The 24515-nt window shown below is 68.5% G+C and carries 19 protein-coding genes; 2 read left to right on the top strand and 17 right to left on the bottom strand.

The window, feature by feature from the left end:
• Positions 1–142: 142 nt before the first annotated feature.
• Genes ACWCIA_RS13420 through ACWCIA_RS13410 form a run of 3 tightly spaced genes read right to left on the bottom strand, consistent with a single transcriptional unit; the run spans position 143 to position 3422 of the window.
• Complete coding sequence (locus ACWCIA_RS13420; protein ID WP_454163984.1) at positions 143–1108, bottom strand: alpha/beta fold hydrolase; 966 nt, start codon at positions 1106–1108, stop codon at positions 143–145.
• Positions 1105–1914, bottom strand: a complete 810-nt coding sequence (locus tag ACWCIA_RS13415) for an SDR family NAD(P)-dependent oxidoreductase (protein ID WP_454163982.1) — start codon at positions 1912–1914, stop codon at positions 1105–1107. Before ACWCIA_RS13415 ends, ACWCIA_RS13420 begins: the two co-directional genes overlap by 4 nt.
• On the bottom strand, positions 1911–3422 hold the full coding sequence (locus tag ACWCIA_RS13410) for a flavin-containing monooxygenase (protein WP_454163981.1): 1512 nt from the start codon (positions 3420–3422) through the stop codon (positions 1911–1913). The genes ACWCIA_RS13415 and ACWCIA_RS13410 overlap by 4 nt, the downstream gene beginning before the upstream one ends.
• Before the next feature lie 84 nt (positions 3423–3506).
• Between ACWCIA_RS13410 and ACWCIA_RS13405 the strand changes: the two genes are divergently transcribed.
• Positions 3507–4115 carry a TetR/AcrR family transcriptional regulator gene (locus ACWCIA_RS13405; RefSeq protein ID WP_454163979.1) on the top strand — a complete coding sequence of 203 codons (609 nt, stop codon included), beginning with the start codon at positions 3507–3509 and terminating at the stop codon, positions 4113–4115.
• Positions 4116–4190: 75 nt separating this feature from the next.
• Here ACWCIA_RS13405 and ACWCIA_RS13400 read toward each other — a convergent pair whose 3' ends face one another.
• Positions 4191–7034 carry a hybrid sensor histidine kinase/response regulator gene (locus ACWCIA_RS13400; protein ID WP_454163977.1) on the bottom strand — a complete coding sequence of 948 codons (2844 nt, stop codon included), beginning with the start codon at positions 7032–7034 and terminating at the stop codon, positions 4191–4193.
• Positions 7035–7265: 231 nt separating this feature from the next.
• Between ACWCIA_RS13400 and ACWCIA_RS13395 the strand changes: the two genes are divergently transcribed.
• Positions 7266–7823, top strand: a complete 558-nt coding sequence (locus tag ACWCIA_RS13395; RefSeq protein WP_454163975.1) for a dihydrofolate reductase family protein — start codon at positions 7266–7268, stop codon at positions 7821–7823.
• Positions 7824–7896: 73 nt separating this feature from the next.
• Here ACWCIA_RS13395 and kefC read toward each other — a convergent pair whose 3' ends face one another.
• The 13 genes from kefC to ACWCIA_RS13330 form a co-directional block, all read right to left on the bottom strand.
• Positions 7897–9705, bottom strand: coding sequence for a glutathione-regulated potassium-efflux system protein KefC (gene kefC, locus ACWCIA_RS13390; protein WP_454163973.1), 1809 nt, complete (start codon positions 9703–9705; stop codon positions 7897–7899).
• The gene (kefF, locus tag ACWCIA_RS13385) at positions 9695–10264 is read right to left on the bottom strand and encodes a glutathione-regulated potassium-efflux system oxidoreductase KefF (protein WP_454163972.1); all 570 of its coding nucleotides are present in this window, start codon (positions 10262–10264) and stop codon (positions 9695–9697) included. The genes kefC and kefF overlap by 11 nt, the downstream gene beginning before the upstream one ends.
• A gap of 215 nt (positions 10265–10479) precedes the next feature.
• Entirely contained in the window at positions 10480–12447 is a 1968-nt protein-coding gene (locus ACWCIA_RS13380) for a TonB-dependent receptor (RefSeq protein WP_454163970.1), read from the bottom strand.
• Between the two features lie 78 nt (positions 12448–12525).
• Positions 12526–12882: a hypothetical protein gene (locus ACWCIA_RS13375; RefSeq protein ID WP_454163968.1), complete on the bottom strand. Its 357-nt coding sequence runs from the start codon at positions 12880–12882 to the stop codon at positions 12526–12528.
• Between the two features lie 440 nt (positions 12883–13322).
• Positions 13323–13826, bottom strand: a complete 504-nt coding sequence (locus ACWCIA_RS13370) for a porin family protein (RefSeq protein WP_454163966.1) — start codon at positions 13824–13826, stop codon at positions 13323–13325.
• A 362-nt stretch (positions 13827–14188) separates the two neighbouring features.
• Complete coding sequence (gene lpdA, locus ACWCIA_RS13365; RefSeq protein ID WP_454163964.1) at positions 14189–15595, bottom strand: dihydrolipoyl dehydrogenase; 1407 nt, start codon at positions 15593–15595, stop codon at positions 14189–14191.
• Positions 15596–15599: 4 nt separating this feature from the next.
• On the bottom strand, positions 15600–16976 hold the full coding sequence (locus ACWCIA_RS13360) for a dihydrolipoamide acetyltransferase family protein (protein WP_454163962.1): 1377 nt from the start codon (positions 16974–16976) through the stop codon (positions 15600–15602).
• A gap of 2 nt (positions 16977–16978) precedes the next feature.
• Positions 16979–18046 carry an alpha-ketoacid dehydrogenase subunit beta gene (locus tag ACWCIA_RS13355; protein WP_454163960.1) on the bottom strand — a complete coding sequence of 356 codons (1068 nt, stop codon included), beginning with the start codon at positions 18044–18046 and terminating at the stop codon, positions 16979–16981.
• 1 nt (position 18047) lies between these two features.
• Positions 18048–19280 carry a thiamine pyrophosphate-dependent enzyme gene (locus ACWCIA_RS13350; RefSeq protein WP_454163958.1) on the bottom strand — a complete coding sequence of 411 codons (1233 nt, stop codon included), beginning with the start codon at positions 19278–19280 and terminating at the stop codon, positions 18048–18050.
• 365 nt (positions 19281–19645) lie between these two features.
• Positions 19646–21034: an efflux transporter outer membrane subunit gene (locus ACWCIA_RS13345; protein WP_454163956.1), complete on the bottom strand. Its 1389-nt coding sequence runs from the start codon at positions 21032–21034 to the stop codon at positions 19646–19648.
• On the bottom strand, positions 21031–22233 hold the full coding sequence (locus ACWCIA_RS13340) for an HlyD family secretion protein (protein WP_454163954.1): 1203 nt from the start codon (positions 22231–22233) through the stop codon (positions 21031–21033). Before ACWCIA_RS13340 ends, ACWCIA_RS13345 begins: the two co-directional genes overlap by 4 nt.
• 7 nt (positions 22234–22240) lie before the next feature.
• Positions 22241–23914: an MFS transporter gene (locus ACWCIA_RS13335; protein WP_454163952.1), complete on the bottom strand. Its 1674-nt coding sequence runs from the start codon at positions 23912–23914 to the stop codon at positions 22241–22243.
• Positions 23915–24463, bottom strand: coding sequence for a TetR/AcrR family transcriptional regulator (locus tag ACWCIA_RS13330; RefSeq protein ID WP_454163950.1), 549 nt, complete (start codon positions 24461–24463; stop codon positions 23915–23917).
• Between the last annotated feature and the right edge of the window lie 52 nt (positions 24464–24515).

The raw sequence follows: 24515 nt of genomic DNA, 5'->3' as shown, positions 1-24515 counted from the left end.
GTGGCCGCATCCCTTGCCCTGAAGGTTTTGTTAGGCGCTCTAAATCACTACAACCCGGCCAGGCAGGCCGGGTTGTGCTCGTTTCAGGATGATACTGGCTTTGGCGCGCCGGCGTCGCCGGGGCGGTGCCGCTGCCCGAGGCTTAGCGGGCAGCGACCGCCGCGCGCTGCGCGACCCGCTCCACGAAGGCGGCGGTCAGCAGCGGCTGGGTCACCGGCAGCATGTGGCCGCCGTCGACCAGTTCGAGCCAGGCGCCCGGCACCTTGTCGACCAGGCCCTGGCCGTTGATGCGCCAGTCGAGGAGGGCGTCCTCGCGGCCGTAGAGGACGCCGACCGGCAGCGCCAGTTCGCCGTAGCGCGCTTCGATGGCCGGCACGCCTGTCGCCACCGCCTGCATGTCGCAGGATGCGGCCAGGAAGGCGGACGGGCGCAGGGGCAGCAGGCCGCCGCCCTTGACGGCGAAGTCGCGCGGCGCGGCTTCGGGTGCGAACACGTCCGCCAGCGCCTTGTGGCTGGTCGAGAGGGCAACGGGCAGGGCGATCGTGTGCGCGACCAGGGCGCGCAGCGGCCGGCTGGCGATCGTCAGCGCGCGGAACACGGCAGGCGCACGTTCGGGCGCACGGGTCAGCGGCGCCACCAGGGCGAGTGCGCCGACCGAGGCCGGATGCTCGAGCGCCAGCGCGAGCGCCACCGCGCCGCCCAGCGAATGGCCGACCACCGTCGGCCGCACCAGGCCAAGTTTACCGATCAGGGCCGCCAGCGCCCCGGCCTGGGCCGAGACGTCGGCCGACGTCGCCTCGCCGCGCAGCGAATGGCCGGAACCGGGGCGGTCGACCACGACCACGCGGTAGCGCTTCCAGAGTTCCTCGACGACGCCGTAGTCGAAATGGGCCATCTGGCCGCACAGGCCGTGCACCAGCAGCAGGTCTGGGCCGACTCCCGGATCGCAGCCGAGTTCGCGCACGTGCAGGCGCGCGCCGGGGACGTCGACGAATTGCCCTTTCGGCGGCAGGAACTGGTCGATGCGGCGCGCGGTGCGGTGGGTGAACCAGGCCAGGGCGGCCAGCACCAGGGCCACCAGGGCCAGCAGGAAGAGAAGGGTATTCATCGTGCGGTCAGTCCTTTCAGGTAGCGCCAGTAGTGGACGGGCGAGAGGCGTTCCAGGACGGACACCACCTTGGCGTCGCTGCCGACCAGGATGCGGGCCTCGCGCCGCTCGATGCCGCGCGCGATGATCTCGCCGGCCGCCTCGGGCGCCAGGCGCAGCAGCTTTTCGGCGACCTTGCGCCCGCGCGCGATCTCGTCGGCCGGCGCGTCCTTCGGCACACGCGCATTGCGGGCGATCGAGGTGGCGACGCCGCCCGGGTGCACGACGCTGACGCCGACGCTGCTGCCCTCGAGCTCGTGGCGCAGCGCGTTGGAAAAGCCGCGCACCGCGAACTTGCTGGCCGAGTAGGCGCTCTGGCCGGGCGGCGAGACCAGGCCGTAGACGCTCGACACGTTCACCACGCGCGCGTCGTCGCTCTGGCGCAGGATGGGCAGGAAGGCGCGCGTCATGCGCACCACGCCGTTGAAATTGATGTCGAACAGCCAGTCGAAATCTTCCTCGCTGACCTGCTCGAAGCTGCCGCCCAGGGCCACGCCGGCATTGTTCATCAGGATGTCGACGCGCTGGTGGGCGGCGAACACGGCGCCCGGCAGGGCGCGCACCGCGTCGCGGTCGGCCACGTCGAGCACATGGTTGGTGACGCGCACGCCGAGGTTGGCGAGCGTCGCCGCCGTCTGCTGGAGGCCGGCGCGGTCGATGTCGGCGAGCGCCAGGTGGCAGCCGCGGCGCGCCAGCGCCTGGGCGGTGGCGCGGCCGATGCCGCTGCCCGCGCCGGTGATCAGGGCGACCCTGTTGGAGACCTTCATGGGAGTGTTCCTTCTGTTCCAAAGCGCATCACGCCGTCGGCCACGCGGCCGAAGCGGATGGTCATCATGTCCTGCAAATAGTTCTGGTAGACCTGCCAGGGCCGGCGCGAACCCTGCTGCGGCAGCAGGCTGGCCGCGCGCTGCACGTAGCCGGAGGTGAAGCTGAGGAAGGGCTGGGGCGCGACATCCGCTTCGCGCCGCACGACGGCGATGCGGTGGCCCTTGCGGTCCATGTACTTCAGCAGGCGGCAGACCCAGGCCGCGGTGAGGTCGGCCTTGAGCGTCCACGAGGCGTTCGTGTAGCCGAAGGTCATGACCGCGTTCGGCAGACCGCTCAGCATCATGCCTTTATAGGCCATCGCCGTGCTGGGATTGAAAGCTTCACCGTCGACCGTGAGCTGCGCGCCGCCGAGCACCGACAGCGACAGGCCGGTGGCCATCACGACCACATCGGCCTCGAGTTCGCGCCCGGATGCGAGCAGGATGCCGCGTTCGGTGAAGCGGGCGATGTGGTCGGTCACGACCTCGGCCCGGCTATTCCGGATCGCGCGGAACAGGTCGCCGTCGGGGACGACGCACACGCGCTGGTCCCAGGGCTTGTAGTCCGGGGTGAAATGGGTGGCCACGTCGTAGCCGGCCCCGAGCTGGTGCGCGGCCATCTCCACGATCTTCCGCTTCGCCAGTTCCGGCCGGCTGCGCGCGATCCGGTACAGCAGCATCGATTCGGCGATGACGCGCCAGCGCGTGGCCCAGTAGGCCAGGCCTTGCGGCAGGCGCTTCTGCAGGCGCCGCGCGAAACGGTATTCGGACGGGCGTGACACCACATAGGTCGGCGAGCGCTGCAACATCGTTACGTGCGCGGCCGTCTGCGCCATGGCCGGCACCAGCGTGACGGCCGTGGCGCCGCTGCCGATCACGACCACGCGCTTGCCGGCGTAGTCGAGGTCCTGCGGCCAGAACTGCGGCTGGACGATGCGGCCCTGGTAGCGGTCCTCGCCTTCGAAGGAGGGGCGGTAGGCGTGGTCGTAGCTGTAGTAGCCGCTGCACAGGTGCAGGAAGCGGGTGCGCACGGTCCTCGTCTCGCCGCTGGGCCGGTGCTCGGCGTCGACCGTCCACAGCGCGTCCCGGCTCGACCAGGAGGCGCGCACCACCTTGTGGCCGAAGCGGATGTGGCGCTCGATGCCGCACTCGGCCGCTGTCTCGGCGATGTAGGCGCGGATCGCCGGGCCGTCGGCGATGGCTTTCGGCTCAAGCCAGGGCTTGAACCCGTAGCCGAGGGTGTACATGTCGGAGTCGGAGCGGATGCCGGGGTAGCGGAACAGGTCCCAGGTGCCGCCGATGGCGTCGCGCGCTTCCAGGATCGCATAGCGCTTGCCCGGGCAACGCTGCTGGAGCTGGGCCGCGGCGCCGATGCCGGACAGGCCGGCGCCGACGATCAGGACGTCCAGCACGTCGGGTACGTCCAGCGCCTGCGCGCCTGCGCCGTCCGCGGGTGAAGTGGAATGCATGGTGTCTCGGTGTTGTGTTTTTGTACTGTTGACACTGTACATTGTCAGTTTCGGTGTGACAAGTAAGTATGTCAGAATAGAGCCATGACTCCAGACCTGCACCCGCCGCGCGCCTACCGCGGCGTCTCGACCGAACAACGCCGCGCCGAGCGGCGCGAGAAGCTGGTCGCGGCGGCGATCGCGGTGTACGGCGAGCGCGGCTACCGGAATGCGACCGTCAAGGCGGTCTGCGAAGCGGCCGGCCTCACCGAGCGCTATTTCTATGAATCCTTCGAGAACAGCGAAGCGCTGCTGGTGGCCTCCTACAATGCCGTCACCTATGCCGTGTTCGACGAGATCACGGCCGCCGCGCGCGCGGCCGGGCGCGGGCGGGTGGCCAAGGCGCGCGCGATGCTGGAAGCCTACTTCGGCGCGCTGCAGCGCGAGCCGGCCTCGGCGCGCGTGTTCCTGGTCGAGATCCGGGGCGTCAGCCGCGAGGTGGACAAGGCCTTCGATGCTTCGTTGCGGGTGATCGGCGCGGAGGTCGCGCAACTGCTGGCGCCGCGCGATGCGGCGCCGGACGAGCTGCTGCAAGCGGGCGTGGTGGGCGGGGTGATGCACATTGCCCTGCGCTGGATCGCGGACGGTTACCAGCCGCCGCTGGCGCAGGTGACGGAGACGGCGCTGCGGCTGGGGATGGTGCTGGCGCGTTGATCGATAACGGCTCCGTGATCGAGCCGGATGATCTTGCCGCTAACGATCACCGCGTGGACGGGGAACCCGTCCACCCTACATGTTGCGCCCTGCTGGCGTCCCGGCCGTGTCGATCACGGCGGTCAGGCTGCCCAGATCCACGGGCTTGACGAAATGGTGGTCGAAGCCGGCGCTCAGCGAGAGCACCTTGTCGTGCGCCTGCCCGTAGCCGGTCAGGGCCACGTACAGGGCCGGGCGCGCCTCCGGCAGGGCGCGCAGGCGGCGCACCAGTTCGTAGCCGTCGATGTCGGGCAGGCCGATGTCGAGGATGAACACGTCCGGCCAGTCGCCGGCGGCAAAGGCGAGGCCGGCGTGGGGCGTGTTGGCCGTCGACACCGTGTGGCCGAAGGCCGACAGGATGTCGCCCAGCGACTCGGCGGCGTCGACGTTGTCGTCGACGATCAGGATGCGCCTGCCGCCGTGCGCGCCGCCCATGCCCTCGCCGGACGCAGGGTCCGGCGCCGGCGCCGCTGCCGGGTCCTCGACCACATCCAGCGTGATGCTGAAGGTGCTCCCTTTCCCCAAGCCCTCGCTCTTCGCCTCGACCTGCCCGCCGTGCAGCTGCACCAGGCTTTTCACGAGCGCCAGGCCGAGCCCGAGTCCGCCCTGCGAGCGGTCCGGCGTGCGCTCGGCCTGGGTGAACAGCTCGAACACCAGCGGAAGCACGTCGGGCGCGATGCCGATGCCGGTGTCGGCGACGGCGATCGTCACTTGGCCCGCATGGCCCCGGACCGCCAGCGCGATGGCGCCGCCCTGGGGCGTGTACTTGGCCGCATTGTTGAGCAGGTTCGACACCACCTGCACCAGGCGCGTGCGGTCGCCGTCGATGCACAGGTCCGCGTCCTCGAGGGCGAGGCTGAGCTGCTGGCCGCGCGCCTCGACCAGGGGGCGCGCCTGTTCGACCGCGCCCAGCACGATCGCGCGCACGCCGACCGCTTCGCGCTCGAGCGTCACCAGCCCGCGCGTGACGCGCGAGACGTCGAGCAGGTCGTCGACCAGCTCGGTCATGTGGCGCACCTGGCGGGTGATCACCTCGCTCGACTGGCGGATCCGCCTGTCGGCCGGGTTGGCCATGGCAATCAGCTGGGCGGCGTTGCTGATCGGCGCGAGCGGATTGCGCAGCTCGTGCGCGAGCATCGCCAGGAACTCGTCCTTGCGGCGCGCGGCCGCCCGCAGTTCCTCCTCGCCGGCCTTCTGGTCGTGGATGTCGGTCAGGGTGCCCATCCAGTGGGTGACGGTCCCGAGCGCGTCGGTGCAGGGCAGGGCGCGGTTCAGCACCCAGCGGTAACCGTCCGCGTGGTGCACCAGGCGGTGTTCGATCTCGAACGGGGTGTTGTCCGCGAAGCTGCGTTTCCACGCGGCCAGTACCTGGGGAAGGTCGTCCGGGTGGATCACCTGGCGCCAGCCGTTGCCGGCGAACTGGATCTGGCTGCAGCCGGTGAAGGCATGCCAGCGCTCGTTTACGTAGTCCTCGGTGCCCTCGACATTGACCGACCACACCATTTGCGGAATCACGTTCGTGATGTTGCGGAACTTGCGCTCGCTGTCCTTGAGCGCCCGCTCGGCCGCGACCTGGGCCGTGATGTCCATGTTGGCCGCCACTCCGCCGACGACGGCGCCGGAGGCGTCGCGCAGGGCCTGGGCGCGCACCAGGATGGTCTTGCGCACGCCGGGGCTGCCGAAGGGCTCGATTTCGACGATGGCTTCGCTGGTGTCGTCGCCGCCGAGCGCCCGTGCGACCGGCCATTCCTGGGGGACGAGCCGCCTGCCGTCGCTCGGCCACCAGCCTTTCCACCCGGCGTATTCGTCGACGTTGGCGGGTGCCTCGTAGTCGCCCCAGATGTTCCGGTTGGCCGCATTCGACATCAGCAAGCGGCCTTCCATGTCGACGTAGACGATGCCAACTGGCGCAGCTTCGAGCAAGGCGTCGAGCCGGCGCCGGCTTTCCTCGGCATGCAGCGAGGCCGCCGTGGCGAGACGCTCGGTCGCCAGCAGCGCCAGTTCAGCCGTCTTGCGCTCGCTGATGTCGACCGCAATGCCTGCGAAGCGACGTTTGCCGGTGGCCGGATCGGCATAGACCTTTCCGCGCGCGTTGACCCAGGCGTCGACACCCGATCGCTGCGGGATGCGGTACTCGATGTCGTACAGCGTCTCCTGGCGGATTGCGGCGTTGATGGCGTCGAGCACCTGCGGCCGGTCGTCAGGATGGATCATGTCGGTAAAGCGCGTCAGTTCCTTGCCCGAGCGGGCCAGTGCGGCGTCCATCTGGAACAGGCGCGCAAATCGGCCATCGACATAGGTGGCATAGGTCTCGAGGTCGACCGACCAGGTACCGATGTTGCCGGACGCTTCGAGCGACATGGCCAGCCGTTCTTCCGCTTCCTTGTGGCGCGCCAGCGCTTCGATCTTGTCGGTCACTTCGACCACGGTGCAGATCACGCCGCGGACTTCGCCCAGTTCGTCGCGAAGGGGGCTGTACGAAAAGGTAAACCAGGCCTGCTCGGGGTAGCCGTTGCGCTCCAGCGTGGTGGCGTAGTTCTCGAAGAAGAAGGATTCGCCGGCCTGCACCTGCGCCAGGGTCGGCGATAGGGCGTCCCAGACTTCGGGCCAGACGCGGGCATAGGGCTGGCCCAGCGCCCATTCGGACCTCTGGCCGAGCATGGGCACATAGGTGTCGTTGAAGAAAAAGGCGAGCTCCTCGCCCCAGGCCAGGAAGGTCGGGAAGGACGAACTGAGCACGATGCCCAGGCCGGTCCGCAGCGCCGGCTCCCAGCCGTCGACCGGTCCCACCGGATGCGCAGACCAGTCCGTGTCGCGGATGCGCTGGCCGGACTTGCCGCCATTGTCCAGGAACGCATATTGGCTGTGTCTTCTGTTCACGATTCGTCCAGCGGGGGAAACGTTGCATTGTACACAAATATGCCAACTGGATTCTTCGAGCAAGCCGACAGCCTGGAGCGCTGGACAGGAGCTGCCGGTTGCTAACGGGGCAGGCAGATCCTACACTGGGCCATTGCGGCCATGCGCGGCCGGCCGGCTCCCTGGAGGTCCGCGATCGTCGAGCTGGACATCGGCGAGCGGCCCGTCGCGCGCTCTCGAACGGAGGACATTGTGGGACTCTTAAGCTTCAGTATCAACATCACCCTGGACGGCTGCACCGACCATCGCGAAGGCATCGCCGACGACGAGACACACGCCTTTTTCACTCGCCTCATGGACGAGGCGGGAGCGATGCTGTGGGGCCGTGTCACCTACGAGATGATGGAAAGCTACTGGCCAGCCGTCGCCTGCGGCACCGCAGAGGCGCCGCAGGCGATGCGCGAATGGGCGCTCAAGCTCGAGGCCAAGCCGAAGTATGTGGTGTCCTCGACCCGATCCGACTTCGCCTGGACCAACAGCCACCGTCTCGCGGGCGACCTGCGTACGAGTGTGCAGCAGCTCAAGGATGCGACCCCGAACGGCGTGCTGCTCGGTAGCGGCAAGCTGGCGGCCGAGCTCGACCGGCTCGACCTGATCGACGAATATCGCTTGCTCGTGCACCCCCGGATCGCCGGCCACGGCCCGACCCTGTACGCGGCCGGATTGCCCGGCGCGCGCAAGCTCGAGCTGATCTCGGCCACACCCCTCCTCAATGGCGCGGTCGCCATGCATTACCGGCGCGCGCGCTGACTGCGGGATGAGCCGCGCGGCCGAGCGCCACCTCGTGCCCGGACCCACACAGGCTCAGCCCTCCCTGGCGCCCTCAATCCCAGCCGCTTTCGGTATCCTTGTCATACCGCTTCAGGTCGCGCGCGAACATCTGGTTCAGTTCGTCGCGGGCGCGCTTGGCCATCGACACGTACTGTTCGCGGTCCTTGTAGAAGGGATAGACGGCGTCGACGCTGGCCTTGTTGTGCTCGCGGAACTTGAGGGTCGCTTCACGCGCGCGGTAGGCGCCGTAGCCCAGCTGGCACAGCACGCGCCGCCCGAGCTGCAGGGCGCCCTCGAAAGTCTCGCGTTCGATCACGGTGACGCCGCGGTCCATCAGCTGGTAGTAGTGGGTGACGTTGCGCGCCCGCGCCAGGACCGGCAGGTCCGGGAAGTGCTCGCGTACGGCGTCGACCAGGGCCAGGCTGTCCTCGATGTCGTCGATCGCCAGCACCAGGGCGCGTGCTTTGGCCGCGCCGGCGGCGTGCAGCAGGTCGACGCGGGTGGCGTCGCCATAGAAGACCTTGAAGCCGAAGCCGCGCAGCAGCTCGATCTGGTCGGGGTCGTGGTCGAGGATGGTCAGCTTGAAGCGGTTGGCGTTCAGCAGGCGCCCGACGATCTGGCCGAAGCGCCCGAAGCCGGCGATGATGACGTGGCCTTCGGCTTCGGGAATGGCATCGGCCTCGCGCTTGTTCTGGCCGCGGTAGCGCGGCTCGAGCACCTTGTCGTGCAGCAGCAGCAGCAGGGGCGTGGACACCATCGACAGGGCCACGGTCGCCACCAGGATGGAGCCGACCTCCGGCGTGAACACGCGCGCAGCGGCGGCCGCGCCGAACACCACGAAGGCAAATTCGCCGCCCTGCGAGAGCAGGAAGGCGAACAGCCAGCGCTGCCCGCGCGCGATGCGGAACAGGAAGGAAAGCGCGAACAGCACCGCCAGCTTGATGGCGAGGAAGCCGACCACCAGCCCGAGGATCAGCCAGGGGTTGGCCGCGAACACGCCGAAGTCGACCGACATGCCGACCGCGATGAAAAACAGGCCGAGCAGCAGGCCCTTGAAGGGCTCGAGGTCGGTTTCCAGGGCGTGGCGGTATTCGGAATCGGCCAGCAGCACGCCGGCCATGAAGGCGCCCAGCGCCATCGACATGCCGACCCATTGCATCAGCAGCGAGATGGCGATCACCAGCAGCAGCGCAAAGGCGGTGAAGATCTCGCGCATGCCGGACTTGGCGATCACGCGCAGGGCCGGGCGCACCAGGTAACGGCCGCCGACCACCAGGCCGATCACGACGGCGGCGAGGCGCGCCGCGCGGATCCAGTCGTCGCCGCCGGCAGCGCTGTCAGCGGCCGCCACGCCCAGCAGCGGCACCAATGCGATCATCGGGATCGCGGCGATGTCCTGGAACAGCAGCAGGGCGAAGCCGGCCTGGCCGGCGGGCGTGCCCATCAGGTTGCGCTCGCCCAGCGTGGCCAGCGCGATCGCGGTCGAGGACAGCGACAGGCCGAGCGCGCCGACCAGCGCGACCTGCCAGCCGATCCCGGCCAGCAGCGCCGCGCCGAACAGGGCCGCGGCCACCCCGAGCACCTGCGCGCTGCCCCAGCCGAAGATCGGCCGCCGCATCGACCACAGGCGGTCGGGCTCGAGTTCGAGGCCGATCAGGAACAGCAGCAGGACGACGCCGAATTCCGAGAAGTGCAGGATGTCCTCGACCTCGCGGATCAGGCCCAGGCCCCAGGGACCGATCGCCATCCCGGCCAGCAGGTAGCCGAGCACGGCGCCGAGGCCGAGGCGCTTGGCCAGCGGCACCGCGAGTACGGCGGCGGCGAGGTAGACGAGGGCGTTCGTCAAGAGGCTATGCTCCATGCTGGGCTTCCTTTGCTGGCGTGTCCAGGAATTGTGCGAGCCGCGCCCGGAAGGCCGACACATGGGCGTCGATGGCTTCGGGCGGGGCGCCGTTGGCGCCGTGCAGGATGTGCGGCGGCCACCACTGCATCCCGCACAGGACGGCGGTCCGCTCGAAGGGCGGCAGGAAGGCGTCGAAGGGCTGGCCGTGACGCTCGCCCGGCTGGTAGCTGCTCTCCGGGCTGCCGGTGGTGACGGCCAGCCAGTAGCCCTTGCCCTGCAGGGTCGTGACGCCGGGGCCGTAGGCCCAGCCCGGCAGCAGCACGCTGTCGACCCATTCCTTCAGCAGCGAGGGCATGCTGTACCAGCGGATCGGATGCAGGAACACGACCAGCTCGGCCTGTTCGAGCAGCGCCTGCTCGCGCGCCACGTCGATGAAGAAGTCGGGATAGGTTTCGTAGAGGTCGTGCACCAGCACGCCCTCGAGCGCGCGGGCGGCGTCCGCCATCCTGCTGTTAATGCGCGAGCGGTGCGCTTCCGGATGGGCGTACAGGACGAGAATGCGTGGGGTGTTGGCCATTGGGTCCCTGTGCGGAGGTGTTGCACAATTGTACAGGGATGACGGAGCAGCGAGGCCAGGGCTTTGCATCGCCGCAGTACTGTAGGGTGGACGGCTTTGCCGTCCACGCGTTCAAGCGGCGAGTGAGCCGTCGCGACCGTTCATGAAATCGTTGAACGCGTGGAGTAACTCAGGCCGGGGGCCTGAATTACGAGCCGTCCACCCAACGCTGGATTTTAAAACGCCGCGCGCACGCCCACCGTCAGGTTGCGTCCCGGCAGGGGCGCGATGTCCTTCAGCACCGAGGTCGAGATCCGGATTTCCTCGTCGAGCAGGTTCTTGCCGATGATGAACCAGGTCAGGTCCGTGTGCCTGAAGCGCTGGGTGTACGACAGGTTGGCGTCGAGCTGGGTGTAGGCCGGGGTCGGGGTCGACTCGAAGGCCGCCAGGCGCTCCTGCTTCAGGGCCCGCAGCAGCGACACGCCGCCGCGCAGCGCGCCCTGCTTGTAGCCCGTTTCCAGGCCCAGGCGTTTCGCCGGCTGCAGCGGCAGGCTGCCGGCGTCGTCGAGCTCACCGCGCGACATGTCGCCGAAGGCCCTCAGCGACAGGCCTTCGCGGCCCTGGTTCCAGCTGATCTCGGCCTCCACGCCGCGGATCGTGGCGTTCGCCTGGCGGAAGGTACGCTCGCGCAGTTCGTCGCCCGGGTTGCCCTCGTCGTCGAGCAGGGTGTCGCTCACTTCGCCGTAGATGAAGTCGCGCACGCGGTTCTGGAACAGGTTCGCCTGCCAGCGCAGCAGGCCCGTCGTCTTGCGGAAGGAGAGCTCGATGTTGCGCGAGGTTTCCTTCCTGAAGTCCGGATTGCCGATGTCGAAGGTCAGGGTCGACTCGTGCGGGCCGCCCGAATACAGCTCGTCGGCGGTCGGCGCGCGCTGGGCGACGGAGGCGGTCAGGCCCACGTTGTAGCCGGGCGCGAGGGGAACGATGGCGCCGGCCGAGTAGGACAGCAGGTCGAAGCTGCGGCGGCGCGCGCCTTCCGGTTCGCGCTTGACCGACTCGACGCGCACGCCGGCGTTTACGCGCGCCACGCCGAAATCGTGCTCTTCGACGAGGAAGGCGGCGTGGGTGTCGGACACGGTGCGCGGCACGGTCGCGGACTCGCCGCTCTCGGCCGACAGTCCCGAGAAGCGCGCGTGCTCGGTCTGGACGCCGAAGCTGCCGGTCCAGCCCTTGACCGGCTTGTGCTTCATCTCGAGGCGTGTTTCCAGCGCCCGGTTGGCGAAGATCGTCTCGGGGCCGCCTTCGTCGTTCAGCTCGACGTGGCCGTAGTCGTTGTAGCCGACCTTGAAGCGCAGGGTCTCGAAGCCCGGCAGGGGCGCATTGAGCAGGCTGTCAATGTCGTAGCGGGTCTGCTCGAGGTCGATCTGCGCGCCTTCGCCGCCGGGGATGCCGTAGCGCTTGTCGAGCGAGCTGGCCGAGGCGCCGATGTAGCCGCGCTCGCCGATCCAGGAGGCGCCGACGCCGAGCGTGTGCTGGCGCAGGGAGGAATTCGGGAGGGTGTCTCCATGCGGTGAACCGGGCACATGGTAGTCGCCCGCTTCGCGGCCGCTGCCGTCCACGTGCAGCGCCACCTTGCCGGCCGACGCGTCGCCCGAGAACGACACGGCGCGTCCGTGGTCGACATTGTTGTAGCGGGTCTCGACCACGCCGGTCGGCTTTTCATGGTGTTCGGTCGGGATGCGCTCGTTCACCACGTTGACCAGGCCGCCGATCGCGCCCGAGCCATACAGCAGGGCGGCCGGCCCGCGCAGGATCTCGATCTGGCGCGCCGTGGCCGGCTCGCCGGTCACCGCATGGTCGTTCGACAGGCCCGACAGGTCGGAGACGGCCATGCCGTTTTCCAGCACTTTGACGCGGTTGCCTTCCAGGCCGCGGATGATCGGGCGCGAGGCGCCGGCGCCGAAAGCCGAGGCCGAGACGCCGAGTTCGTTCGACAGGGTTTCGCCCAGGGAGCTCCCGAGCTTGCTGCGCAGCTCGTGGCCGGCCAGCACCTTGGCCGGGGTCAGGATCTGGTCGCCTTCGGCGGCGTTGAACGGGGTGGCGGTGACGATGACGGTGGCGACCGGCTCGCCGGTGGTTTGGGCCAATGCGAGGGGAGCGAGGGCGGTCAGGACCGCGCTCGCCAGGAGCGTACGCTGGACGTGCATGATAATTCCTAGATAAAGAATGGGGCGAACGCGCGTGCGCAGGCGTGCCGGCGCAGGCGGGTCAGGAAGTCAGGGCAGTCAGGCGAGGGGCGGAGCGCGGGAAGAAAAATACGGCGTGAACGGGGCATCCCAGGAATCGTAGGCGGCCCACTGGGCCAGCACCTGGGCGCCGGGCAGGATGCCGACGCCGCAGGCCGGCGTGTGCAGGGCAGGCGCGACCGTGGCCGCGTCGTAGGCCAGGCAGGAGTGCTGCAGGGCCTTCTGGTGCGAACCGGCGAGCGTGCCGGTCGCCAGGGTAGTGGATGCGTTGGGGTATTGCGACGCGTGGGCGATCCGGTGCGACAGGCCCTGCCAGTGCGCAAACACCATCGCCAGCGTCAGGAAAACAACCATGACGAAGCGGGTGGATCGAATGCGTGCGAGCTTGACGAGCATCTGTATGGTCTGGGCCGGACGGTGCTGGGCGGTTTGTGAAGCTGGATATTATAACGGCTTGGCCCCGCGACCAGAAGTGCCGGCAGGCATGGCCGGCGCCGCGATGCGGTCCCTGTGCAAACTTAGCGCCAAATGCCGCCCTGTCAAACGGCCCGCAGGCGGCCGGCCAGCAAAAAAGCGGCAAGCCGCCGCCCCAAATTGTTTGAACATATTAAAGCCTTATATGCATACATAATCGGATTGCGGCGAAAGCGCGATTCTCGCGGGGGCGGATTATGCCAGCCGCAATATAAATCCGACAATGCATGACCGGATGTCTTTAATATGTATATATATTAAAAAATATTCGGCATGGATAATAAAAAACCCGGGACGCATCGGCACCCCGGGTTTTTGCGCAGGTTCCGGTATCACCGGAACCGGCATGGTTCAGCGCCCAATCAGAACTTGAATGCGACGCCTGCGACGATCTTGGTGGTGTCGCTGGCAGGCTTCTGCACTTCCAGGCGGCCATGGACGCCAGGGGTGAAGGTATAGCCCAGGCCCAGGCCGTACAGGGCGTTGGAATCGTGTTCCTTGCCGGTGAAGCCCTGGATCTCGGCTTCGGCGTTCAGGCGGGCGTAGCCGAGGCGGCCGTAGACGTCGAAGCCGTTGCTCAGCGGCAGGGTGCCGATGACCGAGACGTCGAACTGGTCCAGGGTCAGGTCGGCACGGGTGGCGCCTACGCGGTATTCGGCATCGGCCACGCGGTAGTAGCCGCCTTCGATGGCGATGCTCTGGTTGAACTTGTAGCCGAGGAAGGCGCCGTACCCGCTTTCGCGGTCGAAGCCGTCGATCTCGGTGGAGGTACCGGCGACACCGGCGTAGAACGACGGCGGTTCCTGTGCGAATGCACCTGCGGATGCGGCGACCAGGGCGACTGCGGCGGCGATTTTCTTGAACATTGTTATAACCTTCTTATTACGGATAATTGGGAAAGGCCAGAATCGAATTTTGGCCGGTGCGCATTATCGCACATTTGAAATAAGCACGATTGCTAAGCCAATTGTGGCGCGGAACGAAGTATGGAGGTTTTGATTGAATGCAAGCAAGCTTTAGTAACATTCGCTTGCAATTTACATTGTCGGGTAAAGGCGACGCCGTATTCCCGATGCGCTTGCGGAAGCGGCTGAAAGGAGTGGAGAACGGCGCGACGAAGCCGATCCGATGCGGGGAAAACGCCCGGATTTCCGTGGGTGATAGATGTTCGGGGATGGATTGCGGGCCGGCGCGACAACATCGTCCGCCAGCCCGCCACTTGCATGGATCAGATATGCAGCGCGTGTCCCAGCGCGCGCAGCGCCGCTTCCTGCACTGCCTCGCCCAGGGTCGGGTGGGCGTGGATGGTGCCGCCCACGTCTTCCAGGCGGGCGCCCAGTTCGATCGAGTGGGAGAAGGCCGTGCTCAGTTCCGACACGCCGCGGCCGACGGCCTGCCAGCCGAGGATCACGTGGTTGTCGCGCCGCGCCACCACGCGCACAAAACCGTCGGTCGACTCGATCGTCATCGCGCGTCCGTTCGCCGCGAACGGGAAGTTGGCGCTGATCGCGTCGATGCCGGCGGCTTGCGCCTCGCTCGGCGACATGCCGACTACCACCACTTCCGGATCGGTGAAGCAGACTGCCGGCATGGCGTTCGGCTGGAAGTGGCGGCGCTTGCCGGAGATGATCTCGGCTACCATTTCGCCCTGCGCCATCGCGCGGTGCGCCAGCATCGGCTCGCCGGCGAGGTCGCCGATGCACCAGACGTTGCGCATCGAGGTGCGGCACTGGTCGTCGATCTTCACCGCGCGGCCGTTCATGTCGAGCTGCAGCGACTCCAGGCCCCAGCCGGCGGAACGCGGGCGGCGGCCGACGGCCACCAGCACGTTGTCGGCGGCAAGCACCTCTTCGGCGCTGCCGGCTTCCGCGCCGGCAGCCTGGATGCGCACGCCGTCGCCGGCCGCGTTCAGGCCCAGCACCTTCGAACCGAGGCGCAGCTCGATGCCGAGGCGTTTCAGTGCCGCGCCGACCGGCTTGGTGAGTTCCGCGTCATAGGCCGGCAGCAGGCGCTCGGCCGCTTCCACGACGGTCACTTCCGCTCCCAGCTTGCGGTAGGCCGTGCCCAGTTCCAGGCCGATGTAGCCGGCGCCGACGACCACCAGTTTGCCGGGGATGGCGCTCGGGGACAAGGCCTCGGTGGAGGACACCACCTTGCCGCCGAAGGGCATGAAGGGCAGTTCGACCGCTTCCGAACCGGCTGCCAGCAGCAGGTGCTCGCAGTGCACGCGCTGCAGGTCGCCGGAAGGCGTCTTGACCTCGACCGTCTTGCCGTCGAGGATGCGGGCGAAGCCGTTGATGACCTGGACGTCGTTCTTCTTGAGCAGGGCGCCGACGCCGCCCGTCAGGCGTTTCACGATGCCGTCCTTCCAGCCGACAGTGCGCGCGATGTCGATCGCCGGCGCGCCGGCCGAGATGCCGATCGGCGAGTCGCCCGCGTAGTGGGTCGCCTTTTCGAATTCCTCGGCCGCGTGGATGATGGCCTTGGAGGGGATGCAGCCGATGTTCAGGCAGGTGCCGCCCAGCTGGCCGGCTTCGACCAGGATGGTCTTGATGCCGAGCTGGCCGGCGCGGATGGCGGCGACGTAGCCGCCGGGGCCGCCGCCGATCACGAGCAGGGTTGTGGTCAGATTCATCGGCTCACTCCACGAACAGGGTTGCCGGGCACTCGAGGTAGCCGCGGATGGTCTGGATGAACTGCGCCGCCACCATGCCGTCGATGACGCGGTGGTCGAAACTCGACGACAGGTTCATCGTCTTGCGCGCCACCATGGCGCCGTTCAGGATCACGGGCTTGTCGATGATGCGGTTCACGCCCACGATCGCCACTTCCGGACGGTTGATCACCGGCGTGGTGACGATGCCGCCCAGGGCGCCCAGGCTGGTGATCGTGATGGTCGAACCGGTCAGCTCCTCGCGCAGGGCCTTGCCGGTGCGCGCGGCTTCCGCCAGGCGCGCCACCTCGGCTGCAGCCGACCACGGGTCGCGCGCCTCGGCGTTGCGCACCACGGGCACCATCAGGCCGGCGTCGGTCTGGGCGGCGATGCCCAGGTGGACCGGGTTGTAGGTGGTGACGATGTTGGCTTCGTCGTCGAAGCGGGCGTTCACCGACGGGTACTGGCGGATCGCCAGCACGACGGCGCGCATGATCAGCGGCAGCAGGGTCAGTTTCGGACGGCTGCCGGCATAGCGGGCGTTGAGCTGGACGCGCAGGGCTTCCAGTTCGGTGACGTCGATTTCCTCGACATAGGTGAAGTGCGGGATGCGGCGTTTCGCTTCCTGCATCTTCTCGGCGATCTTGCGGCGCATGCCGATCACGGGCATGGCCTGCTCGCCTTCCAGCGGGGCGTAGCGGCGGTCGCCTTCGGCGGCTTTCGCCTGGCCGCGCGAGACGTAGGCGTCGAGGTCGGCGTGGGTGATGCGGCCGGCCGGGCCGGAGCCGGTCACGTACTGCAGTTCGACGCCCATGTCCCAGGCGCGCTGGCGCACGGCGGGCGCGGCCAGCGGCTTTTCGCCGGGGGCGCGGCCGTGGTGGGCCGGTGCGGAAACAGCGCCATGCGATGGCGGCGGCGACATCGGCGGTGCGGCCTTTGCCGGCGCGGCGGCCGGTTTTATCGTTGCGTCGCTGGTCACCGTCGTGACCACCGTTTCCGGCTGCGCCACCGTGATCGGGATGAACTCGTCGACGGTTTCGCCGCCGTCGGCACGCGCGGCGGTCGTCGCCTGTTCCGGGCGGGCGGCAGGGGCTGCGCTATCGCCCTTGAAGTTGCCTGCACCTTCGACTTCCAGGCGGATCAGTTCCGCGCCGACGGCCATCGCCTCGCCCAGCTTGCCGCCGAGCGAAGTGACGGTGCCGTTCACCGGCGACGGGATTTCGACGGTCGCCTTGTCGGTCATGACGTCGGCCAGCACCTGGTCTTCCTTGACCGTGTCGCCCGGCTTGACGTGCCATGCGACGACTTCGACTTCCGCAATGCCTTCGCCCAGATCAGGCATCTTGATGACGTGAATACCCATGCTTATTTTGCCTCCATCGCACGTTTGAACGCGGCGCCGACACGGTCGGGGCCGGGGAAGTACGCCCATTCCTGCGCGTGCGGATAGGGGGTGTCCCATCCGGTGACGCGCTCGATCGGCGCTTCCAGGTGATAGAAGCAGTGTTCCTGCACGAGCGCCGCGAGTTCCGCGCCGAAGCCGCTGGTGCGCGTCGCTTCGTGCACGACCACGCAGCGGCCGGTCTTCTTGACCGATTCGACGATGGTGTCGAGGTCGAGCGGCCACAGGGTGCGCAGGTCGATGATCTCGGCATCGACGCCGGATTCCATCGCCGCCGCTTCCGAGACCCAGACCATGGTGCCGTAGGTGATCACGGTCAGGTCATTGCCCGGCCTGAAGATCGCCGCCTTGTCGAGCGGGACGGTGTAGTAGCCGTCCGGGACTTCGCCCATCGGGTGCTTCGCCCACGAGACCACCGGACGGTCGTGGTGGCCGTCGAAGGGGCCGTTGTAGAGGCGTTTCGGTTCGAGGAAGATGACCGGGTCGTCGTTCTCGATCGAGGCGATCAGCAGGCCTTTCGCGTCGTAGGGGTTGGACGGCATGACCGTGCGCACGCCGCAGACGTGGGTGAACAGGGCTTCCGGGCTCTGGCTGTGGGTCTGGCCGCCGTAGATGCCGCCGCCGCAGGGCATGCGGATGGTCAGCGGGGCCGTGAAGTCGCCGGCCGAGCGGTAGCGCAGGCGCGCCGCTTCCGAGACGATCTGGTCGGAGGCCGGGTAGAAGTAGTCGGCGAACTGGATTTCCACCACCGGGCGCAGGCCGTAGGCGCCCATGCCGACCGCGGTGCCGACGATGCCGCCTTCGGAAATCGGCGCGTCGAACACGCGCTGCTTGCCGTACTTTACCTGCAGGCCGTCGGTGGCGCGGAACACGCCGCCGAAGTAGCCGACGTCCTGGCCGTAGACCACGACGTTGTCGTCGCGGCCGAGCATCACGTCCATGGCCGAACGCAGGGCCTGGATCATGGTCATCTGCGTCGTCGTTGGCTCCGTCACCGGATCTTTTTCGTTGCTTTCGCTATCGCGCGCCATCTCACACTCCCAATTGTTGACGTTGGCGGCGCAGGTGTTCCGGCATGTCCTTGTAGACATCCTCGAACATCGACGCCGCGCTCGGGACGCGGCCATCGGCCAGCGTACCGTATTGTTCCGCTTCCTTTTGCGCGGCCAGGACTTCGGCCTCGAGCTCGGCCTGCACGCGGGCGTGCTCGTCGTCCGACCAGGCACCGAGCCTGGTCAGGTGCTGGCGCAAGCGGGCGATCGGGTCGCCCAGCGGGAAGCGGGTCCAGTCGTCGGCCGGACGGTAGCGCGACGGGTCGTCGGAGGTGGAGTGCGGGCCGGCGCGGTAGGTCACCCATTCGATCAGGGTCGGGCCGAGATTGTTGCGGGCGCGCTCGGCGGCCCAGCAGGAAGCGGCATACACGGCCAGGAAGTCGTTGCCGTCCACGCGCAGCGAGGCGATGCCCGCGCCCACGCCGCGGGCGGCGAAGGTCACGCTCTCGCCGCCAGCGATCGCCTGGAAGGTCGAGATCGCCCACTGGTTGTTGACGACGTTGATGATGCAGGGCGCGCGGTAGACGTGCGCGAAGGTCAGCGCGGTATGGAAGTCGGATTCCGCGGTGGCGCCGTCGCCGATCCAGGCCGAGGCGATTTTCGTGTCGCCCTTGATCGCGGAGGCCATGGCCCAGCCGACCGCCTGCGGCACCTGGGTCGCCAGGTTGCCGGAGATCGAGAAGAAGCCTTTTTCCTTGACCGAGTACATGACCGGCAACTGGCGGCCCTTCATCGGGTCGCGCTCGTTGGAGAGCAGCTGGCAGATCATGTCGACCATCGGGTATTCGCGCGCCATCAGCAGGCTTTGCTGGCGGTAGGTCGGGAAGCACATGTCGCCGTCCTTCAGGGCGAGCGAGTGCGCGGTGCCGATGGCTTCCTCGCCGAGCGAGGTCATGTAGAACGACATCTTCTTCTGGCGCTGGCCGATGACCATGCGCGCGTCGAAGATGCGGGTCTTCATCATCGTGCGCAGGCCGAAGCGCAGCTGGTCGACGCTGATCTCGGGCGCCCACGGGCCGACGGCATTGCCTTCGTCGTCGAGCACGCGGATGAGGGAGGAGACGAGGTCGGCGGTGTCGCCGAACTGGACATCCACGTTCGGCCGGCGGACTTCACCGGCGGCACTTAATTGGAGATACGAAAAATCGGTCTTGCAACCCGGACGGCCGGTTGGCTCCGGGACATGCAGCGACAGAGGGTTACCCTGGCTCATAATGCGCGTTTCCTTTGTGAGGTGATGTGCGGCAAGCTGAAATGATAAATCCTGCAAGCCCCCGCACGTGCTCTGCAGGGAAGTATTTTCGTGGTGCTTTGCAGCATTCCATGGAGTGGAGTGAGCGTTATCGGGGAAGGCGGAACGGGGTGCGGCAGATCGTATGCCGGCGATCGACGCGTGGACGGCGAAGCCGTCAACCCTACCGTCAGCGCGAACGTAGGGTGGACGGGTTTCCCGTCCACGCGGTGATCGTTATCGCTCGCGTATCGTGCCCGTGCCGGTACCCAAAGTCGCTGGAACCGTACCACGCCCTCGGTGTAACACAAGCGATATCAAGCAAACGTCCGCTTATCAGAATTGCATCAAGGAACTCCGCCCCCGGACCACCCGCCACCCAGCGCCCGGTACAGCACCACCAGGTTATCGAGCTGTGTGCGCTGCAACGTAACCAGATCCAGCTCGACCCGGTATAAATTGCGCTGGGCGTCCAATTCCTCGAGATAGGAGGCATATCCGGCCTGGTAGCGGTCGCGCGCATAGCCGAGCGAGCGCGCCAGGATCGCCCGGCGTTCGGTGGCGTGCGCGACCTGCTCGCGCAGGCGCGGCACGCCGGCCAGCGCATTCTCGACCTCCGAAAAGGCCGTGAGCACGGTGCGCCGGTAGGCAAAGGCGGCCTGGTCGCGCTGGGAGGCGGCCGCCTCGTACTGGGCCGTGAGGCGTCCGCCTGAAAACAGCGGCGCGAGTACGCTGCCGCCGATGCTCCACACCGACACCGGGTCGTAATCGAGCGCATTGACGAACAGGCTGCCCAGTTGCGCGCTCAGCGTCACCTGCGGCAGGAAGGCCTGGCGGCGCACGGCGAGGCTGGCGTCGGCGGCGGCCAGCAGGAGTTCTCGCTGGGCGATGTCGGGGCGGCGCGCCAGCAGCTGGGAAGGCAGGGCCGCCGGAACCGGCGGCAGCTGCAGTTGGGCGAAACCACGACCCCGGGCGACGGCGCCCGGCAGCTCGCCGGCCAGCAGGCGCACGGCGTTTTCCTGGCGCCGCACGGCGAGGTCCAGTTCCGGCACCGCCTGCAGCACCGCCTCGTATTCGGACTGGGCCTGGGTCAGCTGGAGCTGCGAAATGTATCCGACTCTGGCCTGGTCGCTGGCCAGGCGCAGGGCCTCGCGGCGCGACGCGACCGTCTCGCGGGTGATGAACAGCTGGGCGTCCAGCGCCAGCAGGGCGATGTAGTTCTGCGCGGTGGCGGCGGCCACGGCCAGCAGGGCCGCATCGCGCTCGGCGGCGCTGGCGCGATAGGCAAGGCCGGCGGCGCGCACCTGGGCGCGGAGGCGGCCGAAGAGGTCGGCCTCCCAGCTCGCCTGCAGCGCCGGCTGCAGCGCCCGGGTATGGCTGATGCCGGTCGCTTCCAGGCCACGCCCGGCCGACACCCCGACCGCGCCGTTCAGCGCTGGCAGGCGCGCGGCCTCGGCCAGTTGCGCCTGCGCGCGCGCCTCGTCGACGCGGGCCGCGGCGAGCAGGACGTCGCTGTTGCGGGCCAGCGCCGCTTCGACCAGCGCGGCCAGGACCGGGTCGTCGAAGGCGCGCCACCAGTGCGGGTCGACGCTGCCGCTGCCGGCCGGGTCTTCGCGCCAGGCGGCGGGCGGCGATACTTCGGCCAAGGCGGGCGCTGGACGTCGGGCCGGCAGGCAGCCGGACAGGGTCGCGGCGCCTGCCGTCGCCAGCAGTCCGTTGAAGGCGCGCCGTCTCACCGGGCGCTCCCGCGCGCGTTTTCGCGCGGCACCGCACCGGTATCCACCTCGGCCGTCACCGACATCCCCGGCCGCAGGCGCCGGGCCAGCTCCTGGTCCGGGTCGATGGCGATGCGCACCGGCAGGCGCTGCACCACCTTGGTGAAGTTGCCCGACGCGTTATCGGGCCGCAGCACCGAGAATTCCGATCCCGTGGCCGGCGCGATCTGCTCCACGTGTCCGGTCAGCGACGCGCCTTCGAAGGCGTCGACAGCGAAGCTGGCCGGCTGGCCCACGCGCATGCGCCAGGTCTGGCCTTCCTTGAAGTTGGCGACCACCCACAGGGTGTCGGGCACCAGGAACAGCAGCTGGGAGCCGGCTGTCACGTACTGGCCGCGCCGCACCGAGGCTTCGCTTACCTGGCCGTCGCGCGGCGCCTTGATGACGGTGTTGGCGAGGTCGATCTTCGCCAGCGCGAGCTGGGCTTCGGCCATGCGCACCTGGGCTTCCAGGCCGCCGCGTGAGACCGTGGTGGACTTGCTGCGCTGCTGGGCGATGTCGATTTCGGCCTGCGCCTTGAGCACGTTGGCGGCGGCCACGCGGGCCGAGGTGCGCACCCGGTCGCGCTCGTTCAGCGAGACCGAACCGCGTTCGGCCAGCTCGTCGACCCGGGCCTGCTCGGCGCGGGCGCGGGCCTGCTCGGCCTGGGCGGCGGCCAGGTTGGCGCGCGCGGAGCCGGTCGAGGCCGTGTTCTGGGCCAGGGTCTGCTCGGCATTGTTCAACTGCGCGACCGCATTGGCCAGCTGGGCCTCGGCCTGGCGCACCCGTTCGGCATAGATGCGGTCGTCGATGCGCAGCAGTTCCTGGCCGCCCTTGACGTACTGGTAGTCCTTGACCAGCACCTCGGTCACGTAGCCGTTCACCTGGGGCGACAGCACGGTGATGGCGCCGCGCACGTAGGCGTTGTCGGTGGAGACGCGGCTGGTGTTGAAGGGGCCGAGGTGCCAGGCCCACATGATCAGGCCGATGCCGGCGAGGGCGACGACGGCCATCGCGGCGATCGACCTGGGCGAGGCCTTGATCTTCTTTGGGGGCGGCGCCGGCTGCGCGGCAGGCGCTGCGGCAGCGGCCGGCGCGCCGTCGTCCGAGTCGCCCGGTGGCGGCGGGTTGGCGGCGGCTTGCTCGGTTTCTTCGCGGGTCGGGGGTGGCGGGCTGTTCATGTCGGGGTCATGCGTTGGAGGCGCGCCGGATCGAGCGCGCCGGGTTGTCGGGAGAGGCGGCGGCCCTGCGGTCGCGGATGGCGGCGCGCACCGCGACGAACAGGGACCAGCACAGGAAGGCCATGGCGAGCAGGCCGCTCAGCGCGAACACGTCGTTGAAGGCCCGCACGTTCGCTTCGCGGCGTGCAACCTGGGCCAGCAGCGCCGTGCCTTGCGCGGCGCGCTGCACCGGATCGGCGATGACGGCGCCGTAGACCCGTTCCTGCATGCGCAGGCGCGCCGCCACCTGCGGATCGGCGGGGTTGATATGGGCTACCAGTTCGCTCGAATACACCTGTTCGCGGTGCAGCTGGTAGGTGCTCAGCAGGGCCGAGCCGGTCAGGGCGCCCAGGGTCTGGGTCATCGACAGCACCACGGTGAAGGTGATGACGTAGTTGGCGCCGAACTTGAGCGCCTGGAAGATCCCGAGCAGCACCAGCGGCCCCATGAACATGCCGCTGCCGGCCGCGATCAGGAACTGGCTAAGGAAGAAGTCCTGCGGCCTGTCCAGGCTGGTGCGCCCGTAGTCGAGGATGGCCGCGCTGCCGATCAGGACGATGGCCACCAGGATCTGCGGGATCAGGGTCTTCGGGCTGAAGGTAAGCGCGCTGGCGAGCATGCCGAAGACAGTCCCGGCCAGCACCACGGCGAAGAGCGGCTGCATCTGGTCGGGGCCCATGCCGAGCGCGCGCAGCAGGCCCACCGCGCCGAAGGTCTGCTCGGAGGTGAGGAAACGGATCAGGAAGGCGCCGACGATGAAGCGCAGCATGGTGGGCGTGGCCAGCCAGCGCGTCTGGATCAGCGGGTTCTCGCGGTGGTGCTCGATGTAGAGCGCCGCGCCGAGCAGGACCAGGGCGCCCATGAGCAGGTAGGCGATCCAGGGTTCGTCGAACCACCAGTGCGCATAGCCCTGGGCCAGCGCGGCGACCAGCATTGCGGCCCCGGGCGCCATCAACGCGAAGGTGAGGAAGTCGGCCTTCTCGAAGACCTTGATGTGCATGCCGGGCGGGAGCTTCAGCACCACCACGGCCGCCAGCGAGCACAATGCCAGGCCGGCCTCGAACAGGTAGAGATTGTGCCACTGGCCGTAGACCAGCAGCGTGGGCGAGAGCAGCCAGGCCAGCGGGGTGGCCAGCTGCGGTATGCCGACGCCGATCACCACCATCTTGCCGGTGTAGGCGCGCGGCGCCGCCTGCAGCATGTAGAGCATCGACAGCGTGGTGGCCGCCGCGCCGGCGAAGCCGCTGACCGCCCGCACCACCACTGTGCTGCCGAAACCGCCGACCAGCAGGTGCAGCAGGGTGACGGCGGCGTACAGGCCCAGGCCGATCTCGGTGAACAGGCGCAGGCCGTATTGCTGGCGGAATTTGAATACCAGCAGGTTCACCGTGATGTTGACCATCACGTAGGCCGCCGGCAGCCAGGTGGCCTCGGACGGCGTCAGGCCGAGCTGGCCCTGGATGGTAGGCAGGTTGGCCGACACCAGCGCGTTGCCGAGGCCCCCGGTGATCCCGACCAGCAGGGCCACCAGCGCATAGGCCAGGCGCACCGCGGGACGGTGATAGGGCATCGACGCCGAGCCGGGCAGGGTGGGCTTTTCGTGTTCTTCCCAGTCGGGCGTGGGCTTGAGCAGCTGGGCCATTCAGTGCGATCCCGCGGGGGCCGCGAGGCCGCCGTCCAGCAGTTCGATCGCTCGCCGCACCAGCGTGCGGCGCTGGTGCGGTGTACTACCGCGCAGGGCGGCGCCGAGCATGCCGCAGACGAGCACCAGGTCGGTGGCGCGCAGGTCCGGGCGGCAGGCGCCCTCGCGCAGGGCCGCCGCCAGCGGTGCACGGAAGCAGCGCGCCAGGCGCTCGCGCGCCGCCTTGGCCGCCGGATGGCTGGGCTCGAGCGCGCGCCAGTAGTCGGCCAGCGCCGGCGACTCGACCAGGCGAAGCGCGGCCAGTTCGACCAGCGCGAACAGGCCGCTGCCAGCCGCCTGCGCTTCGAGCCCGGCCAGGGCGCGCTCGAACAGCGCCTCGACCAGCGCGCCGCGGTCTGGGAAGTTACGGTAGAGGGTGGCCCGGCCCACGCCGGCCCGGGTCACGACGAGATCGAGCGGCGCGGTGATGCCGCGTTCGGCGAACACGGCGTCGGCCGCATCGAGGATCTGGTCGCGCCGCAGCGCGGCGTCGGATCGGAGCGTGGTCATGGATTCTGGACAGGCTTGTCCGCTTGCTGTTGCTATGCCTGCAGAATACTGC

The organism is Massilia sp. SYSU DXS3249 (assembly GCF_053668055.1).
Note: the sequence above shows the minus strand (reverse complement) of the source record. Positions and strands in the feature narration are given on the sequence as shown.

Coding starts and splice junctions, on each gene's coding strand:
- ACWCIA_RS13420 (WP_454163984.1), bottom strand. CDS start 1,108: ATGAATACCCTTCTCTTCCTGCTGGCCCTGGTGGCCCTGGTGCTGGCC.
- ACWCIA_RS13405 (WP_454163979.1), top strand. CDS start 3,507: ATGACTCCAGACCTGCACCCGCCGCGCGCCTACCGCGGCGTCTCGACC.
- ACWCIA_RS13360 (WP_454163962.1), bottom strand. CDS start 16,976: ATGGGTATTCACGTCATCAAGATGCCTGATCTGGGCGAAGGCATTGCG.
- kefF (WP_454163972.1), bottom strand. CDS start 10,264: ATGGCCAACACCCCACGCATTCTCGTCCTGTACGCCCATCCGGAAGCG.
- lpdA (WP_454163964.1), bottom strand. CDS start 15,595: ATGAATCTGACCACAACCCTGCTCGTGATCGGCGGCGGCCCCGGCGGC.
- ACWCIA_RS13375 (WP_454163968.1), bottom strand. CDS start 12,882: ATGCTCGTCAAGCTCGCACGCATTCGATCCACCCGCTTCGTCATGGTT.
- kefC (WP_454163973.1), bottom strand. CDS start 9,705: ATGGAGCATAGCCTCTTGACGAACGCCCTCGTCTACCTCGCCGCCGCC.
- ACWCIA_RS13355 (WP_454163960.1), bottom strand. CDS start 18,046: ATGGCGCGCGATAGCGAAAGCAACGAAAAAGATCCGGTGACGGAGCCA.
- ACWCIA_RS13370 (WP_454163966.1), bottom strand. CDS start 13,826: ATGTTCAAGAAAATCGCCGCCGCAGTCGCCCTGGTCGCCGCATCCGCA.
- ACWCIA_RS13415 (WP_454163982.1), bottom strand. CDS start 1,914: ATGAAGGTCTCCAACAGGGTCGCCCTGATCACCGGCGCGGGCAGCGGC.
- ACWCIA_RS13380 (WP_454163970.1), bottom strand. CDS start 12,447: ATGCACGTCCAGCGTACGCTCCTGGCGAGCGCGGTCCTGACCGCCCTC.
- ACWCIA_RS13330 (WP_454163950.1), bottom strand. CDS start 24,463: ATGACCACGCTCCGATCCGACGCCGCGCTGCGGCGCGACCAGATCCTC.
- ACWCIA_RS13335 (WP_454163952.1), bottom strand. CDS start 23,914: ATGGCCCAGCTGCTCAAGCCCACGCCCGACTGGGAAGAACACGAAAAG.
- ACWCIA_RS13410 (WP_454163981.1), bottom strand. CDS start 3,422: ATGCATTCCACTTCACCCGCGGACGGCGCAGGCGCGCAGGCGCTGGAC.
- ACWCIA_RS13350 (WP_454163958.1), bottom strand. CDS start 19,280: ATGAGCCAGGGTAACCCTCTGTCGCTGCATGTCCCGGAGCCAACCGGC.
- ACWCIA_RS13340 (WP_454163954.1), bottom strand. CDS start 22,233: ATGAACAGCCCGCCACCCCCGACCCGCGAAGAAACCGAGCAAGCCGCC.